Origin of the sequence: uncultured Thiocystis sp., assembly GCF_903866365.1 — a bacterium.
In the GTDB taxonomy this organism is placed as follows: Bacteria; Pseudomonadota; Gammaproteobacteria; order Chromatiales; family Chromatiaceae; genus Chromatium.
Genome location: NZ_CAIPNF010000325.1, coordinates 1 through 16,591 on the forward strand (window position 1 = coordinate 1; position 16,591 = coordinate 16,591).

Here is a 16,591-nt window from a genome sequence, read left to right on the forward strand (position 1 = left end):
ACATCAACCGTCAACGTCATGCCGTGCGCGGTGAGAATGCCCGCCGCCTCAACCCGCCTCGACCGACCAGTACCCGCTCCGACCATGAACTGGAGTACGCCGCCGGGACCTGGCCCCAGGCGTTTCGCGTCATCCTCAAGGCCGAGGTGATGGCCTTCGACGACCATCCCCGCTTCGTGGTGACCTCGCTGGATCTGCCCTCGCCCGCGTGTCTCGATCGCGACCTCGACAGTGCGCGCGGTCAGGACGAACATTTCATCAAGGTGCTCAAGAACGACCTGGCCAGCGAGCGCACCTCCGACCATCGCTTTTTGGCCAACCACCTGCGCCGGTTCTTCGCCGGCGGAGCCGACGTTCTGCACCACGCGCTGCGCACCCAGGTACTCATCCACACCGAACTGGCCCAGGCGCAACCGGCGACGGTGATCTTGAAGCGGTTCAAAATCGCCGTGCGCGCGATTCCGTACAAGGATCGCGTCAAACTGCAACTGCCGTCGAACGGCCCGGCGAAGGCACGGCGGCACCGGGTCACCGAGATCGTGTTCCTGACCCGTCCGCCGGATCCGCGCATGACCTGACCCCTTCGCTCAACCGCCTGCCTTGACCATCCAGCCCGTTCGGGCAGGATCGATCATGCCTGTCTGATGGCAACGCCGCCCCTCCGGGACGCCTAGGCGGGCCTGTTCCGATCGTCAAGGGTCAAATCCGCCCGCATTGCACGCGTCGGTAACCCCTCCTACCGGCTGAATCGCCCTTGAACCCGACCATGATCATCGGTTTCTGAGCCTGCCCACAGGTTTATGAAACATCCGGGCTAGATCCGCTGATCATCCCCTTTCGCCTCGGCCACGATCTCATTGGACCCGCGGTGTGCGTCAAGAAACCGGTTGCCTCGCCAATACGGGCCAGAGCGGTCCGCAATCGCGCATTTTGGATGATCCCGTGACGCAGGTTGAGCGATCGCGATGAGTCTACAATAGCGGCTGCCCCTCTCCCGTCCGGTACCCGCATCGATGAACCCCGCACCCGACCTGTTCTCTTATCGGAAACACTGGGCCCACAAGTTCGGAACCGCGTCCGAGCTTCCGGTATCGCGCGCCGAAATGGATCTGCTCGGCTGGGATAGTTGCGATGTGGTCATCGTCACCGGCGATGCCTATGTCGATCATCCCTCCTTCGGCATGGCGATCATCGGGCGTTTGCTGGAGTCGCAGGGGTTTCGGGTCGGCATCGTCGCTCAGCCGGACTGGACCTCGACGGCGGATTTTCAGCGGCTGGGGCCGCCGAATCTGTTCTTCGGGGTCACCGCCGGGAACATGGATTCGATGGTCAACCGCTATACCGCCGACCGGCGTCCGCGCTCCGACGATGCCTATACCCCGGACGCCGCGCCGGGTCGGCGGCCGGATCGCTCGGTCACGGTCTACGCCCAGCGCGCCCGCGAAGCCTTCAAAGGGGTGCCCATTGTCATCGGCGGTATCGAGGCCAGTCTGCGCCGCATCGCCCATTTCGACTACTGGTCGGAGACGGTGCGCCGCTCGGTGCTGATGGATGCCAAGGCCGATCTGCTGCTCTTCGGCAACGCGGAGCGGGCAATCGTCGAGTTGGCCCACCGGCTGGCGCGCGGCGAACCCATCGAACGGATCCGTGATCTGCGCGGGACGGCGTTCATGAGCCGAGGGGTACCCGAGGGCTGGAACGAAATTGATTCCAGCCAGCTCGCTGCGCCTGGCCGCGCGCACGTCCATCCCAATCCCTATCAGGTCGCGCCGGCCTGTCCGGGAGGCGCAAGCCCCGACCGGGGGGCGGGCGTCTCGCCCGCCGAGACCGATGTCGACGGGCAGGATGCCCGTCCCCCGCGCCCGGCGCGCGCAACCACAGCGGTCCGGCTGCCCTCCTTCGAACAGGTGCGCGCCGATCCGGTGCTCTACGCTCATGCCTCGCGCGTTTTCCACCTGGAGACCAATCCCGGCAATGCCCGCGCGCTGGTCCAGGCCCATGGCGAGCGCGATGTCTGGCTCAATCCGCCACCCATCCCGCTGACCGGCGCGGAGCTGGATCGGGTCTACGAACTGCCCTACAGCCGCCGCCCGCATTCGAGCTATGGCACGGCGCGGCTGCCGGCCTGGGAGATGATCCGTCACTCGGTGAACATCCTGCGCGGCTGTTTCGGCGGCTGCACCTTCTGCTCCATCACCGAGCACGAGGGTCGCATGATCCAGAGTCGCTCGGAAGACTCCATCCTGCGCGAAATCGCCGACATCCGCGACCGCGCGCCCGGTTTCACCGGCACCATCTCGGATCTGGGCGGCCCGACCGCCAATATGTGGCGTCTGGCCTGCCGCGACCGGCGCATCGAGTCGGCCTGCCGCCGCCTATCCTGTGTCTATCCCGACATCTGCCGCAATCTCAACACCGATCACGAACCGCTGATCCAGCTTTACCGCAAGGCACGCGCCGTCCCCGGCATCAAGCGCGTCCTCATCGCGTCCGGTCTGCGTTATGACCTGGCGGTGCGCTCGCCGGCCTATATCCGCGAACTGGTCATGCACCATGTCGGCGGCTATCTCAAGATCGCCCCGGAGCACACCGAGGCGGGGCCGCTCAGTAAGATGATGAAACCCGGCATCGGCGCCTATGACCGCTTCAAGGAACTGTTCGACCGCGCGTCTCGCGAGGCGGGCAAGGAGCAGTACCTGATCCCCTATTTCATCTCCGCGCATCCGGGCACCACCGACGAGGACATGCTGAACCTGGCGCTCTGGCTCAAGCGCAACGGTTTCCGTCTGGATCAGGTGCAAGCCTTTCTGCCCACCCCGCTCGCGCTCGCCTCGGCGATGTATCACAGCGAGCGTAATCCGCTGAAACGGGTCACGCGGAACTCGGAGCGGGTGCCGGTGGTGCGCGGACAACGGCAGCGGCGGTTGCACAAAGCCTTCCTGCGCTATCACGACCCCGAGAACTGGCCACTGCTGCGGCAAGCATTAAAGGACATGGGGCGGGCGGATCTGATCGGAAACGGCAAGCGGCATCTGGTGCCAAGCTTTCAGCCTGTCGGGACCGGTGGGGTACCCGAGAGTCGCCAGCGGTCTCGGATAACGCCGCCATCTGCCGAGCGCGCGCGCACCGCAAGCGCGAAGCCGTCAGGTCCAAGGCGACCACGTAGCTCAGGTTGACTTAAACCTGTTCATGTCGAGCGCGAGCATTCAGTGAATGCGGCTTCACGGCAACGATGCTCGACTCTAATCATCCACCCCGTACATATGCACGCTGTGCTTGGCCAGATCGATGCCCATCGTGACAACAGGCTCTTTGCTAAACTCTGTCATCAGTCTGCTCCGCTACCTCGGTTGACGATGCTTCAAACTCATCGCTCATGGTGCCCGCTCAGGACTCGTTGGAGGAGCGGGGCGGACCATCCCATCACCCTGCGATGCCCTCGGGAAACCGGGGGCGTTTTTTGTTGTCTCGGATGACAATCAGAAGCAATACAGCGCCAAAACACCACAAGGCCGATGTTCGGATCGTTGTTATCGAGGAGGCGAAGGATCCGCGCATGCGCGTCTCCGACGACTCGCTGGATCTGTACAATACGTCTTTGGGACTGCCGGAATCGCATGAGCATTCGCCGGATCTATCGCCAAGGTTGAGGGGCAGTCCTCGTCCTTATCCAGAACTGTCTTAAGGAGCGCTGGGCACGGTTCAACCCGGCGAATTCGACGGGTGAACAATGCCGAAAGACTGGCGCCGCCGCGCCGCCGTCACTATTCTTTCCATCATGCATGCTACCTTCGGAGTCGCCCATGTCCGCTACGTCAATCTCCGTGACCGCTCTTGCCGCCATGAAGTCGCGGGGCGAGCGGATCGTTGCGCTGACCTGTTATGACGCCAGCTTCGCGCGCCTGCTCGACGCGGCGGGCGTGGATCTGCTGCTGGTGGGCGATTCGCTCGGGATGGTCCTGCAGGGTCATGCCACCACGGTGCCGGTGACGGTCGAGCAGATGGCCTACCATACCGCCTGCGTCTCGCGCGGATGCGCGCGGGCGCTGGTGGTGGTCGATCTGCCGTTTCTGTCCTGCGCCACGCCGGAGCGCGCGCTCGACAATGCGGCGCGGCTGATGCAGGAGGGCGGGGCGCAGGTCGTCAAGCTTGAAGGCGGCGCGCCGATGCTGGAGACCGTGCGCCGGCTCACGGAACAGGGCGTGCCGGTGTGCGCCCATCTCGGGCTGCTGCCGCAGTCGGTGCATCGGATCGGCGGCTACCGCTTCCAGGGCCGCGATCATGCCTCCTCCGAGGCGATCCGACACGACGCCCTGGCGATGCAGGACGCGGGTGCCAGTCTGCTGGTGTTGGAGTGCGTCCCGGCGGCGCTGGCCGCCGAGATCGGCGTGACTCTGACGATCCCGGTGATCGGCATCGGCGCCGGCGCGGGGTGCGACGGTCAGGTGCTGGTGCTGTATGACATGCTCGGTCTGCATCCCGGCCGTCCGCCGAGTTTCAGCCGCGATTTCATGCACGGGCGCGGCGCGATCGCCGAGGCGATCGCCGCCTATGTGGAGTCGGTCCGCGATGGCAGTTTCCCGGCGGCTGCCGAAACGCCGTATTGAAGACTGGGAGACGAAAATGGATCGCATCGAGCGACTTGCGGATCTGCGCGCCAGGGTTGCCGGCTGGCGCGCCGCCGGCGAACGGGTGGCCTTGGTCCCGACCATGGGCAACCTGCATCAAGGGCATCTGACGCTGGTGCGTGAGGCGCGGGGACGGGCCGAGCGGGCGGTCGCCAGTCTCTTCGTCAATCCGCTTCAGTTCGGGGCCGGCGAGGATCTGGACGCCTATCCGCGCACCCTGGAACAGGATCGGCGCCAGCTTGAAGAGACCGGCTGCGATCTGCTGTTCGCGCCCGCGGCGAGCGTTGTCTATCCGCGCGGTCAGTCCGGTCAAACGCGGGTCGAGGTGCCCGGACTCTCGGAGATCCTCTGCGGGGCTACCCGACCTGGACATTTCGTCGGGGTCGCGACGGTCGTCTGTAAACTGTTCAACATGGTGCAGCCGGATGTCGCGCTGTTCGGCGAGAAGGATTTCCAGCAACTGCTGGTGATCCGGCGCATGGTCGAGGATCTGAATCTGCCGGTCGAGATCGTCGGCGTGTCGACGGTGCGCGAGCCGGACGGATTGGCGATGAGTTCGCGCAATGGCTATCTGTCCGCGGACGAGCGCGCGCGCGCCCCCGCGCTGTATCGGTCGCTGATGCAGGCGGCACAGTCGCTGCGTCAGGGTGTCGCCGTCGCGGAGGTCGTGCGCGCGGCGATGGCGGCGCTGCGGGAGTCGGGTCTGACGCCCGATTATGTGGCGGTCCGCCGGACGGACGATCTCGGTCCAGTGACCGAGGACGATGTGAATGTCGTGATTCTGGGCGCGGCCTTTCTCGGTCGGGCACGGTTGATCGATAACCTGAGCGTGACGCGGATCGCCGCAGCGTGATGCTGCATTGCAGCAAATGCTGCGGTAAACTACTGGCTATCTGCTAATGAAAGCGTCTTCATCGAATCATGAAGACCTGGCCCGAGCGGCCTTTGAGAGGAATGAATACATGTATTTGACCTTGCTGAAGTGCAAGTTGCATCGCGCCTGCGTGACGCATGCCGAAGTGGACTACGAGGGTTCCTGCGCCATCGACGAGGATCTGCTCAGGCTGTCGGGCATCCGCGAATACGAGCAGATTCAGATCTATAACGTCACCAATGGCGAACGCTTCACGACCTATGCGATCCGCGCCGAGGCCGGCTCGCGGGTCATCTCGGTCAATGGTGCCGCCGCCTATAAGGCTTCGCCCGGCGATCGGGTCATCATCTGTGCCTATGCCAGCATGAGCGAGGCGGAGGCCGAGGTCTTCAAACCGGATCTGGTCTATCTCAACGAACACAATCGGGTGATTCGCACCGGCGACGCCATTCCCGCCCAGGCGGCCTGAATCGCTTGGGATAAACCAGGCATGCGGGGCGGCAGGTGTTGTGCCTGCCCGCAACACTCAAGACGTCAGAACGTTAGAATCCTGTCGCTGTCCACGACCCACTGCGCCAACGCTTGCATGGTCGATTGCTCGGCGCCCTCAAAATAGGGATGGTTTTTGTAAATGCCGCAGCGCGCCATGCAGGTTCCGCAAACCTTGACCGTGACGCCACGTGCGATCAGCGCCTTGAGCATCTGCGAGAGATCCTGATCGTAACCTTCGGGCGGACGGCAGACATCGCGCGCCAGATCGACCGAATCGTTCATAAGAAACAGACGAACCTCCTGTCCGTTTTCGGCCAGGGTGTTGGCGAGACGGAGTCCGTTCCAGGTGACATCGGTGTTGTCGTAGGGCTCGCGGTTAAACACGATCAGAATTTTCATGGGCATTGTCTCATGGGATCGCTTATGAGGGAGTTCCCATTCTAGCGAGTCTCGACGGCGCGGCGCATCAACCCAGCGCCGCGCCGAGCCGGGTCTGACGCTCTGCGATGGCATCGGCATAGAGCTGGAGATATTGCCGCGCGCTGGCCTCCCAGCTCAGATCCTGCGACATCCCCGTGGTCGCCAGCCGGCGCCAGCCATTGGGGTCGTCCCGATAGAGCCGCAAGGATTGATGAATCGCGTTCAGCAGCGCCTGCGATTGCGGTTCGTCGAACAGAAAACCGGTGGCGGTCCCGTTTGCGAGCGTCTCGGGCGTGCTGTGCACGACGGTGTCCGCGAGTCCGCCCGTGCGGTGGACGATGGGCGGGGTGCCGTAGCGCAGACTGTAGATCTGGTTGAGTCCGCAGGGCTCGAAACGCGAGGGCATCAGAAAGACATCGCAACCGGCCTCGATGCGATGCGCGCGCGTCTCATCATAGCCGATGAACACGCCGACCTGACGCGGGTGCCGGGCGGCGATGTCCAGCAGCGCCTGCTCGGTCCGACGCTCGCCAGCCGCCACCACCATGAACTGAACGCGGGGGTCGCGCAGCAGTTCCGGTAGGATCGCCAGGATCAGATCCACGCCCTTCTGTTCGACCAGTCGTCCGATATAGCCGAGAACAAAGGCGTCCTCGTTGCGCGGCAGACCGAACTCGCGCTGGAGATCGAGTTTGTTCTCCGCCTTCAAACCGAAGCTGTCCCGATCATAGTTTTGCATGATCAGCGGGTCCGTCGCCGGATCCCAGACCTGATAGTCGATCCCGTTGAGGATGCCGCTGAAGCGGTTGCCGATCTGGCGCAAAAGCCCGTCGAGCCCGCAGCCGAAGCGCGCGGTACGGACTTCCGCCGCATAGGTCGGGCTGACGGTATTGACCCGGTCGGAGAAGACGATGCCGCCCTTGATGAAGGACAGGCGTTGATGGAACTCCAGCCCCGAGAGGCTCCAGAGCGCGGCGGGCAGCCCGATGCGCTCGTAGGTGGCGCGATCGAACAGCCCCTGGTAGGCCAGATTGTGGATAGTGAAGACCGTGGCCGGGCGCTCGGGCAGATCCTTCAGGAGGGCCGGGGCCAGGCCGGTCTGCCAGTCATTGCCGTGCAGCACGTCGGGCCGCCAGCCGAGCGCCGGCAGACCCTGGGCGATCAGCGCGACGACACGGCAGAACAGCAGGAAGCGTTCGGCATTGTCGCCCCAGTCGTGGCCGCTGAGATCGGTATAGGGGTTGCCTTCCCGGCAGAAATAGTCTGGCGCATCGACCAGATAGACCGGCAGGTCCTGGTCCGGGTGCAAGCCCTCCAGCAGACGGATCCCGGCAGGGTATCCCGGAACCGCGAGTTCGCACCGCGGTTTCGGGTCGCGCAACTGTCTGACGGCGCGCGGGTAGGCGGGCATGATGAGCCGCGCGTCATGTCCGAGCTGCCGCAAGGCCGCCGGCAGGCTGGCCGCGACATCGGCGAGCCCGCCGGTCTTGATCAGCGGATGCGCCTCGCTGCTGGCCATCAGGACGCGCGGACCGTCCTGATTGGCGGCGGGGGAGGAAGGGGATTTAACTGGCTGCTCCATGGGAGGTCTCTGAATCCTGGCGGGTGTGCTCGTGATGCGCCCGCGCACGGCTTGGCAACTTTATGACAGACTTCACGTTAGCACATTTTCCATAGATCGAGGCAACAGGCCCATGCTGGATCCCTGCACCATTCTCATCTTCGGCGCCACCGGCAATCTGGCGAGTCACAAACTGCTGCCGGCCCTCTATCACATCGAGGCGGCGGAACGCCTGCACCCCGCCAGCCGGATCCTCGGTTTTGGCCGGCGCAACTGGTCCGACGACGACTGGCGCGGGCATATCCGAACAGTACTCTCCGAACACGGCGCAAAAAAGCAGGACGCGAGCGCCATTTCCCGTTTGCTGGCGCGCGCGCATTTCGTCGAGGGCGATCTGGAGCAGCCCGACGGTTACCGGCGACTCGCCGAGCGGCTCCGGGGCACCGAGGGATTCTCCGGAAACCTGATGTCCTACCTGGCGGTGGCGCCCCGCCATTACGCGAGCATTGTCGAACAACTCGCCGCCAATGGTCTGCACACTCAGGAACGGGGCTGGTCCCGGCTGGTGGTGGAGAAGCCGTTCGGCTTCGATCTGGAGAGCGCCAGCATCCTTGATCTCGGGTTGCGCCGCTCTTTTACCGAGGATCGGATCTATCGCATCGATCACTATCTTGGCAAAAGCACGGTGCAGAATATCCTCGTTTTCCGCTTCGCGAATCTGCTGCTGGAGCCGCTCTGGAATCGCAATTACATCGATCATGTGCAGATCTCGCACGCCGAGTCGCACGGGATCGAGGAGCGCGCCGGCTTTTATGACGGGGTCGGCGCCCTGCGCGACATGATCCAGAGTCATCTGCTGCAAATGCTGACCCTGGTCGCGATGGAACCGCCGCCAAATCTGGACGCCGAGGCGCTGCGTGACGAGAAGGTCAAGGTGCTGCGCTCGATCCGTCCGATTCCCCGCGAGGCGGTCCACGCGCAGGCGTTTCGCGCTCAATATGCGCCGGGGCAGGTCGGCGGGAGCACGCTGGCCGGCTATCGCGACGAACCCGGTGTCGGGCACAACAGCACCACCGAGACCTATGCCGCGCTCAAGCTTTATATCGACAACTGGCGCTGGCGCAACGTGCCCTTTTATCTGCGCACCGGCAAGCGGCTCGGGCGCACCAATTCGCTGATCGCCATCCGCTTCAAGCATCCGCCGCAGCAATTGTTTCAGTCCACTGCCATCGAACGGCTCAAGCCCAACTGGATCCTGCTCAATCTCCAGCCCAACGAATGCATGCGCCTGGAGATCCAGGTGAAACAGCCGGGGCTCGAAATGCGTGCGCAGACCGAGCGTCTGGACGCCAGCAGTTGCACCCTGCCGCCCGAGCATATCGACGCCTACGAGGCGCTGATCCTGGACGTGATCGCGGGCGATCACACCCATTTTCTGCGCTATGACGAGGTGGACTGGGCGTGGCGGGTGGTGGACCCGGTGCTCAAACTCTGGGCCACCGAGCGCGATTTCATTCCGACCTATCCGGCCGGCTCCTGGGGGCCATCCGAGGCCAATCGGCTGTTCGATCGCGACGATCAGGAGTGGCGCAATGGGCTTGACGGGTGAGCTTTCAGCGGTCAGCTTGCGTTGAGCCACTCTTGACCGGAAGCGCTCCGGCGCGGAGCGGTATCATTGCCGGGCACCATCTTTGGTCAATCTCGCTTTGTCGATTCGGCTAAACTCCTCGCCCAGGATGATGGGCTTGCCGCAATGGACGCGATTCATCTCGCCGTGGCGATTGCCGCGCAAGCCGATGTCTTCATTTCCGGAGAGAGATTGGGTAAACCCATGTTCCGGGTTCGGGAGATTGCGACCCAGTCCTTATGGGGGATGAACGCTTGACCCCTTATTTTGCGCGAGGAAATTTATCATCATGTCGCTCGTGAACCAGACCCCTCGGTGGCAGGCCCTTCAACAACATTGGGACGCGCTGCACGCCGCGCGGATCCAGGATCTGTTTGCCGCCGAGCCCAAGCGCGCCGCGTCCATGAGCCTGTCGGCGGCCGGACTCCAGCTCGATTACTCGAAGAATCTCGTCACCCAGGAGACGCTGTCCCTGTTGCTGGAGTTGGCCGAGGCGGTGGATCTGAAGGGCTGGACCCGGCGCATGTTCGACGGCGAGCCGATCAATAACACCGAGGGGCGGGCAGTGCTGCATGTCGCGCTGCGCAACCGCTCCAATCGCCCGATCCGGGTCAATGGCGAGGACGTGATGCCGCTGATCAATGGCGTGCTTGGGCGCATCGATCAGTTCGTCGACCGGGTTCGTTCCGGCGATTGGCGCGGTCACACGGGGCGGCGGATCACCGACGTGGTCAACATCGGCATCGGCGGCTCCAATCTGGGGCCCAAGATGGTCTGCGCCGCGCTCGCCCCCTATCAGCGCGACGATTTACGGGTGCATTTCGTCTCCAATATCGACGGCACTCATCTGGTCGAGACCGTGCAGCGACTGGATCCCGAAACCACGCTCTTCATCGTCGCCTCCAAGACCTTTACCACCCAGGAGACCATGACCAACGCCACCAGCGCGCGCGACTGGCTGCTCGCGGCGCTCGGGGATTCGGCGGCGGTGGCCAATCATTTCGTGGCCGTGTCGACGAATGCCGAGAAGGTCGCCGCCTTCGGGATCGATACCGCCAACATGTTCGGCTTCTGGGACTGGGTCGGCGGACGCTATTCGCTGTGGTCGGCGATCGGCCTGCCGATCGCGCTGGCGGTCGGTTTCGATCGCTTCGTCGAGTTGCTCGAAGGCGCGCATGCGATGGACGAGCATTTCCGCACGGCGGATCTGGCCGAGAACATGCCCGCGCTGCTGGGCCTGATCGGGGTCTGGTACGCCAATTTTGCCGGCGCCCGCACCCATGCGGTGCTGCCCTACGATCAATCGCTGCGTTTTCTGCCGGCCTATTTGCAACAGGGCGACATGGAGAGCAACGGCAAGGGCGTCACCCGCGAGGGCGTGACGGTTGACTACACGACCGGCCCGGTGGTCTGGGGCGAGGCGGGCACCGACGGTCAGCACGCCTTCTATCAGCTCATCCACCAGGGCACTCAGATGATCCCGGCGGATTTCATTGGGGCCATTCGCAGCCACAACGAACTCGGCGATCATCACCCCAAGTTCATGGCCAACTTCTTCGCCCAGACCGAGGCGCTGATGCGCGGTCGCACCTTCGAGGAGGCACTGGCGGAGCAGCGGGCCGCCGGTCTGCCCGAGGAGCAGGCGCGCTTTCTGGCGCATCATCGCACCTTCCCCGGCAATCGCCCGACCAACAGCATTCTGATGGAGCGTCTGACCCCGCGTACCCTGGGCGCGCTGATCGCGATGTACGAACACCGGATCTTCACCCAGGGCGTGATCTGGGGCGTCAATTCGTTCGACCAATGGGGCGTGGAACTCGGCAAACAGTTAGCCAGCGTTATTCTCGACGAGATTCAGGCCGGCAAGGTGACGGCGGATCACGATCCATCCACCCGCGCGCTGCTGGAGCATTTCATCCGTCAGCGGCGGGTTTGAATCAGTTGTCAGTTGTCAGTTGTCAGTTGTCAGTTGTCAGTTGTCAGTTGTCAGTTGTCAGTTGTCAGTTGTCAGTTGTCAGCGAGTTGGCTGTTCTCTGGACAGGTCTGTCGAGTGGCCGGAGGGATTTCCTTGTATCTTCGACAAGATCAAGACTCAGGGCGAACGGAAATTGGTCAGTCTTTCCCGGCAATTACCCCGGCGATCAGTCACCATCTTGACCGCCAACTGCCAACTGCCAACTAAATTGCTGCCCCCAATGAAAACCACTAACCGTTTAAGGTTGACATGGCCACTGTGATCGAAGCCGCGCAGGCGCTCCCCTCCGACGAGCGCCGCATTCTCCAGGTCGTTTCCGTTGTCCATGAAGCGGTCAACCAGACCACCTTGCAGGCTATCCTGAACCAGCTTGGCTGGCGCGATTCGACGGACAAGCCACTCGCGACGCTCTTCTCGACTTCGCGTATCGCTCGTTTGTTCGTTCAGCGGATCCTGGTCAAACAGGGGAAGAATTTTTTCTGCGCCCCCGACCTGGCCGAGATCCTCACCCGCGAAACGGTCCGCGAAGGCACCTTCGAGCGCATCGTTGCCGCCGCCGAGACGGTCATGAGCGCCAAGTCGCGCTATCAGTGGGAGCCGGTGAGCGAGCGCCGGCAAACGCGGCGACTGCGCAACGCGCTTTACGCCGGTCGGGAAGCGGATGTCCTGACCCTGCTCGAATTGGACAAGCGTGGCCCGGAACTGCCCGTGAGCTACCGGGAGGTCGAGTCGCTGACGCGCATCTGTACCGCGTCGCCCGATCCCGACTGGTTCGCGACGCTCAGCCCAAAACTTCGCATCCTGGCGCTCGCGCCGTGGATGACCGAGACAAGCCTGGCGCTGATCCCACGACCCGAGATCCAGGCGTTCATGGAGAGCGGTCTGACCCCGTTGGCGACCGAGCATCCCGAGGCGGCCTGCGCGCTCGCGGAGCAATACCTGTTCCGGGGCAATTTCGATCAGGCCGCGGCCATTCTGGGCAACCGGATCACGCCCGAAACCCTGCCCCTGATCGGCTGGCTGCATCTGGCGCGCGGGCGCCACGAGGAGTCGCTGGAAGTCTTCGATCTGCACCTCGCGACCCTGCGGCGTCAGACCCGTAAGCGCAATCTCGCCGTGCCGGGGCTGCCCGGCATCCTGCATCTGCTCGCGCTGTTGCGCCGGGGTACGCCGGCGGATCTGGAACGGGTCCAGGCACAGGCCAGCCTGGTGCTGCGGTTGCCGGTGGCCGATCCGAGCGCGCCGGTCTTCCAGATGCTCAGCCAGTTGGCTGGCATCCTGGCCGGCCGCCAGCGCCCGCAGGAGGCAAGCTGGCTGCGCCAGGGCGCGGTAGTCAAACGCCCTTTCGATCTCCTGTTTCTCGGGCTCATGCGCCATTGGCTGGGCGAGCGTCCCGGTCTGGAGTTGCTCAAGGCGCTCGCGACCCACTGCGAGGACGCCGTCGCGGCGGGCATTCATTGGTATGCCTGGGAAGGCGTCGAATTACTGCGATTGCACGGTCGGCCGCTCCAACTCGCCGCACTGCCTCCCGCGCCGGAAGGGCTGGTCAGGCTCCCCGGACTGCTCACCCCGAAATCGGCCTGGGAGATCGCCCTGGAGGCACTGAAGGGGATCGGCACCACGGGCGGCGAGGGCAAAACCGCGCCGGGCGGCGAGGCCGGACCGGACCGCCGGATGTGCTGGCTGCTCGCGCTCTATGGCGGTCAGGGTACCCTGGAGCCGCGCGAGCAGAAGCGGAAGAAGACCGGCGGCTGGTCGCAGGGTCGCCCGGTCGCGCTGCAGAAGCTGGCCGAAACGCCCGAGGATTACGACTATCTGACCCCGCAGGACCGGCGCATCTGCGGCTGCATCCAGCGCGAGACCGAAACCGGCTGGTACGGCGGTTATGGCCGCACCCATTACAGCCTGGATTCGGATAGCGCCCTGCTGGCCGCCGTCGGGCATCCGCTGGTGTTTCGCGCCGGCACCCTGGATGCCCCGCTCGAACTGGTGCGTGGCGGTCCGGCGCTCGAAGTCATCCAGGGCAAGGACGCCATCCTGGTCCGCATCAATCCGGTGCCGCCGGAAGGCTCGAATCTACTGCTGGTCAGCGAATCCGCCGCGCGCATCCGGCTCATCCAGTTCGACGCCACGCATCGGCGGATCGCGGCCATCCTCGGAACCGAGGGACTCAAGGTGCCGCCCGGCGGCAAGGAGCGGCTGCTCGAAGGCATCGCCGCCATCGCCCCGCTGCTGACCGTGCATTCGGCGATCGGCGGCACCGAACAGATCGCCGAGACCGTCCCCGCCGATCCGCGCCCCTATCTGCATCTGAATCCGGCCGAGGCCGGTCTGAATCTGGAACTCCTGATGCAGCCCCTGGGCGAAAAGGGGCCGCGGCTGCTTCCGGGGCAGGGTCTGTCGACCCTGTTCGGCGAGTTGGACGGACGCGCGGTGCAGACCACGCGCGATCTTCTCGGCGAGCGCCGAAACGCTCGGACCGTGCTCGACGCCTGCCCGGCGCTCGCCAATGAGCGTTCACTTGCTTCGACGTCGCTCGGCCCGGAGAGCGGCGCCCAGAGCGGAGTCGAAGGGGGTGACTGGTCCTGGTGCCTGGACGATCCGGAAGAGGCGCTGACCGCGCTGGAACAGTTGCACACGTTGGGCGACACGGTTGTGCTGCAATGGCCCGAGGGCAAGCGGATCGGTCTTTCCAAGGAAGCCACGCTCGCGCGGATGAGCGTGAGCATCGCCAAGGAGCGCGATTGGCTGGGGCTGGAGGGCGGACTCACCCTGGACGACGGCAGCCTGCTCGGGATGCGCAAGCTCCTGGAACTGGTCGCGGATTCCAAAGGTCGTTTCGTGCGTCTGGACGAACGCGAATATCTGGTGCTCAGCGAGTCGCTGCGCCGGCGTCTGGACAATCTGCGGGGTCTGACCGACCGCGGGCATTTTCATCCCCTGGCCGCCGCCGCCATCGAGGAGAGTCTGGAAGGCATGGCGGTCAAGTCCAGCAAACACTGGAAGGGTCTGTTGGCACGGCTGGCCGAGGTGCGCGAACTGGAACCCGCCATCCCGTCCACCCTGCAAGCCGAGTTGCGCGATTATCAGGTCGAGGGCTACCGCTGGCTCGCGCGCCTCGCCCACTGGGGCGCCGGCGCCTGTCTGGCCGACGACATGGGATTGGGCAAGACCGTGCAGGCCCTGGCGATGATCCTCGCGCGCGCGCCGGAAGGTCCAACCCTGGTGCTGGCCCCAATGTCGGTTTGCTCCAACTGGGTCAGCGAGGCCCGTCGCTTTGCGCCGACGTTGCAACCCAAACGCTTCGGCGAAGGCGATCGGGAGCAGATGCTCGCTGCCGCCGGCCCCTTCGATCTGATCGTCTCGACCTACGGATTGCTGCAAACCGAGGGCGAGCGGCTCGCCGGCGTGAACTGGTCGACCATCGTCGCCGACGAGGCGCAGGCGTTCAAGAACGCTCAGACCAAACGCTCGCAGGCGATCATGAAGCTCAACGCCGGCTTTCGGATGATCACCACCGGCACCCCCATCGAAAACCATCTGGGCGAACTGTGGAACCTCTTTCGGTTCATCAACCCCGGACTACTCGGCTCGCTGGACTCCTTCAACCAGCGCTTCGCCGTGCCCATCGAGGTACATCAGGACAACGGCGCGCGCCAGCGTCTGCGCCAACTGCTCAAGCCCTTCATCCTGCGCCGGCTCAAGACCGATGTCCTGAGCGAACTGCCGCCGCGTACCGAGATCACCCTGGAGCTGGAGTTCAGCGCGGCGGAGGCGGCGCTCTACGAAGCGCTGCGCCGCCAGGCCATCGAACGGCTGGAACTCGGAGACGCCAACCCCGGCCAGAAGCGCATGCAACTGCTGGCCGAGATCATGCGACTGCGCCGTGCCTGCTGCCATCCCAAGCTGGCGCTGCCCGACAGCGACATCCCGAGCGCCAAGCTCGATGCCTTCGGCGAGATTCTCGACGAACTGCTTGAAAACCGTCACAAGGCGCTAGTGTTCAGCCAATTCGTCGACCATCTGCACCTGATCCGCGATCATCTGGACGCGCGGGGCGTGCGTTATCAATATCTCGACGGCTCCACCCCGGAGGCCAAGCGCAAGACCGCCGTCGCCGCTTTTCAGGCGGGGGAGGGCGATGTGTTCCTGATCAGCCTGCGCGCCGGCGGTTCCGGGCTCAATCTCACCGCCGCCGACTATGTCATCCACATGGACCCCTGGTGGAACCCGGCGGTCGAGGATCAGGCCTCCGACCGCGCTCACCGCATCGGTCAGGAGCGCCCGGTCACCATCTACCGGCTCATCACCAAAGGCACCATCGAGGAAAAGATCATCGCCCTGCACGCCAGCAAGCGCGACCTGGCCGACGGACTGCTGGAAGGTGCCGGCGACGGCGGGCGCTTGAGCTACGAGGACATGCTGGCCTTGATTCGAGAGCAGGGTTGATGCGGGTGTGCGCTTGCGCTCGGCACGATTTCTCGTGTCACATGAGATCTCGAATCTCTCGTGACACTGCTCTGCGGTGTCATGCATCCGCCGGCGCTCCGCGCCGCGAAGCCCTCATTAAGACTGGATGCGGCTCATAAAATCTTGCCCTCGGTGCCTGCTCGGCGCGTCCGCGCCAACGTCATCGCCGAAGCCGTCGAGTCGCTTGATGCGCGTGATCCGCATCGCCCCGACCGGGCGACTCCGCGTCATCCGCGCAAGCCGGAGTGGGTGGAATCGCTGCCTGGCTGGATGCGATATCGTTATCAAATCTGCTCTAGCGCATCCAGCATCGACCATGCTTCCCAGCCAGATTTGCGCGCGGCATCAAGATCGTTAGCGGAAATCGCGACACAGATCTTTTGTATCGGCCCTCAGTACAGTAATATCTCATTAAGCATTTGATATATATGGATCTCGCTTAGAGCCACGATCGCCCGGAGATTCGATGTCCGAGATCCAATCCGTCAAGCTGTTGCGCAACCTGCTCGGCGTCCACCTGAACTGGCACGGTGCCCGGCTGGAC

Annotated in this window: 12 protein-coding genes; 10 read left to right on the forward strand and 2 right to left on the reverse strand. The window is 64.2% G+C overall.

Translation table 11 applies throughout. The annotated features are described in order from the left end of the window. The 5 genes from QZY07_RS18385 to panD form a co-directional block, all read left to right on the forward strand. On the forward strand, positions 1-578 hold a 578-nt coding region (locus QZY07_RS18385), incomplete at its 5' end, for a transposase (RefSeq protein WP_295405836.1). Positions 579-1,013: 435 nt separating this feature from the next. Continuing rightward, positions 1,014-3,176 (forward strand): YgiQ family radical SAM protein, encoded by a 2,163-nt coding sequence (locus QZY07_RS18390; protein WP_295405837.1) that lies wholly within the window; start codon positions 1,014-1,016, stop codon positions 3,174-3,176. 627 nt (positions 3,177-3,803) lie between these two features. Continuing rightward, complete coding sequence (gene panB / locus QZY07_RS18395; RefSeq protein WP_295405839.1) at positions 3,804-4,607, forward strand: 3-methyl-2-oxobutanoate hydroxymethyltransferase; 804 nt, start codon at positions 3,804-3,806, stop codon at positions 4,605-4,607. A gap of 16 nt (positions 4,608-4,623) precedes the next feature. Continuing rightward, positions 4,624-5,481: a pantoate--beta-alanine ligase gene (gene panC, locus QZY07_RS18400; protein WP_295405858.1), complete on the forward strand. Its 858-nt coding sequence runs from the start codon at positions 4,624-4,626 to the stop codon at positions 5,479-5,481. Between the two features lie 109 nt (positions 5,482-5,590). Next, a complete protein-coding gene (gene panD, locus QZY07_RS18405) occupies positions 5,591-5,971 on the forward strand; it encodes an aspartate 1-decarboxylase (RefSeq protein ID WP_295405841.1) in 381 nt (126 codons plus the stop codon). Positions 5,972-6,036: 65 nt separating this feature from the next. Here panD and QZY07_RS18410 read toward each other — a convergent pair whose 3' ends face one another. Both QZY07_RS18410 and glgA read right to left on the reverse strand, forming a co-directional pair. Next, a complete protein-coding gene (locus QZY07_RS18410; RefSeq protein ID WP_295405843.1) occupies positions 6,037-6,393 on the reverse strand; it encodes a DsrE family protein in 357 nt (118 codons plus the stop codon). Between the two features lie 67 nt (positions 6,394-6,460). Then, positions 6,461-7,996: a glycogen synthase GlgA gene (gene glgA / locus QZY07_RS18415; RefSeq protein WP_295405845.1), complete on the reverse strand. Its 1,536-nt coding sequence runs from the start codon at positions 7,994-7,996 to the stop codon at positions 6,461-6,463. Between the two features lie 112 nt (positions 7,997-8,108). Here glgA and zwf point away from each other — a divergent pair, with 112 nt between their 5' ends. The 5 genes from zwf to QZY07_RS18440 all read left to right on the forward strand — a co-directional run bounded on the left by zwf (position 8,109) and on the right by QZY07_RS18440 (position 16,470). Then, the gene (gene zwf, locus QZY07_RS18420; protein ID WP_295405847.1) at positions 8,109-9,584 is read left to right on the forward strand and encodes a glucose-6-phosphate dehydrogenase; all 1,476 of its coding nucleotides are present in this window, start codon (positions 8,109-8,111) and stop codon (positions 9,582-9,584) included. Between the two features lie 66 nt (positions 9,585-9,650). Continuing rightward, positions 9,651-9,860, forward strand: a complete 210-nt coding sequence (locus tag QZY07_RS18425) for a hypothetical protein (RefSeq protein ID WP_295405849.1) — start codon at positions 9,651-9,653, stop codon at positions 9,858-9,860. 31 nt (positions 9,861-9,891) lie between these two features. After that, a complete protein-coding gene (gene pgi / locus QZY07_RS18430) occupies positions 9,892-11,538 on the forward strand; it encodes a glucose-6-phosphate isomerase (protein ID WP_295405852.1) in 1,647 nt (548 codons plus the stop codon). 288 nt (positions 11,539-11,826) lie between these two features. Then, positions 11,827-16,026, forward strand: a complete 4,200-nt coding sequence (locus QZY07_RS18435; RefSeq protein WP_295405854.1) for a DEAD/DEAH box helicase — start codon at positions 11,827-11,829, stop codon at positions 16,024-16,026. A 60-nt stretch (positions 16,027-16,086) separates the two neighbouring features. Continuing rightward, positions 16,087-16,470 carry a hypothetical protein gene (locus QZY07_RS18440; RefSeq protein WP_295405856.1) on the forward strand — a complete coding sequence of 128 codons (384 nt, stop codon included), beginning with the start codon at positions 16,087-16,089 and terminating at the stop codon, positions 16,468-16,470. Positions 16,471-16,591: the final 121 nt, after the last annotated feature.

Coding starts and splice junctions, on each gene's coding strand:
- QZY07_RS18390 (WP_295405837.1), top strand. CDS start 1,014: ATGAACCCCGCACCCGACCTGTTCTCTTATCGGAAACACTGGGCCCAC.
- panB (WP_295405839.1), top strand. CDS start 3,804: ATGTCCGCTACGTCAATCTCCGTGACCGCTCTTGCCGCCATGAAGTCG.
- panC (WP_295405858.1), top strand. CDS start 4,624: ATGGATCGCATCGAGCGACTTGCGGATCTGCGCGCCAGGGTTGCCGGC.
- panD (WP_295405841.1), top strand. CDS start 5,591: ATGTATTTGACCTTGCTGAAGTGCAAGTTGCATCGCGCCTGCGTGACG.
- QZY07_RS18410 (WP_295405843.1), bottom strand. CDS start 6,393: ATGAAAATTCTGATCGTGTTTAACCGCGAGCCCTACGACAACACCGAT.
- glgA (WP_295405845.1), bottom strand. CDS start 7,996: ATGGAGCAGCCAGTTAAATCCCCTTCCTCCCCCGCCGCCAATCAGGAC.
- zwf (WP_295405847.1), top strand. CDS start 8,109: ATGCTGGATCCCTGCACCATTCTCATCTTCGGCGCCACCGGCAATCTG.
- pgi (WP_295405852.1), top strand. CDS start 9,892: ATGTCGCTCGTGAACCAGACCCCTCGGTGGCAGGCCCTTCAACAACAT.
- QZY07_RS18435 (WP_295405854.1), top strand. CDS start 11,827: ATGGCCACTGTGATCGAAGCCGCGCAGGCGCTCCCCTCCGACGAGCGC.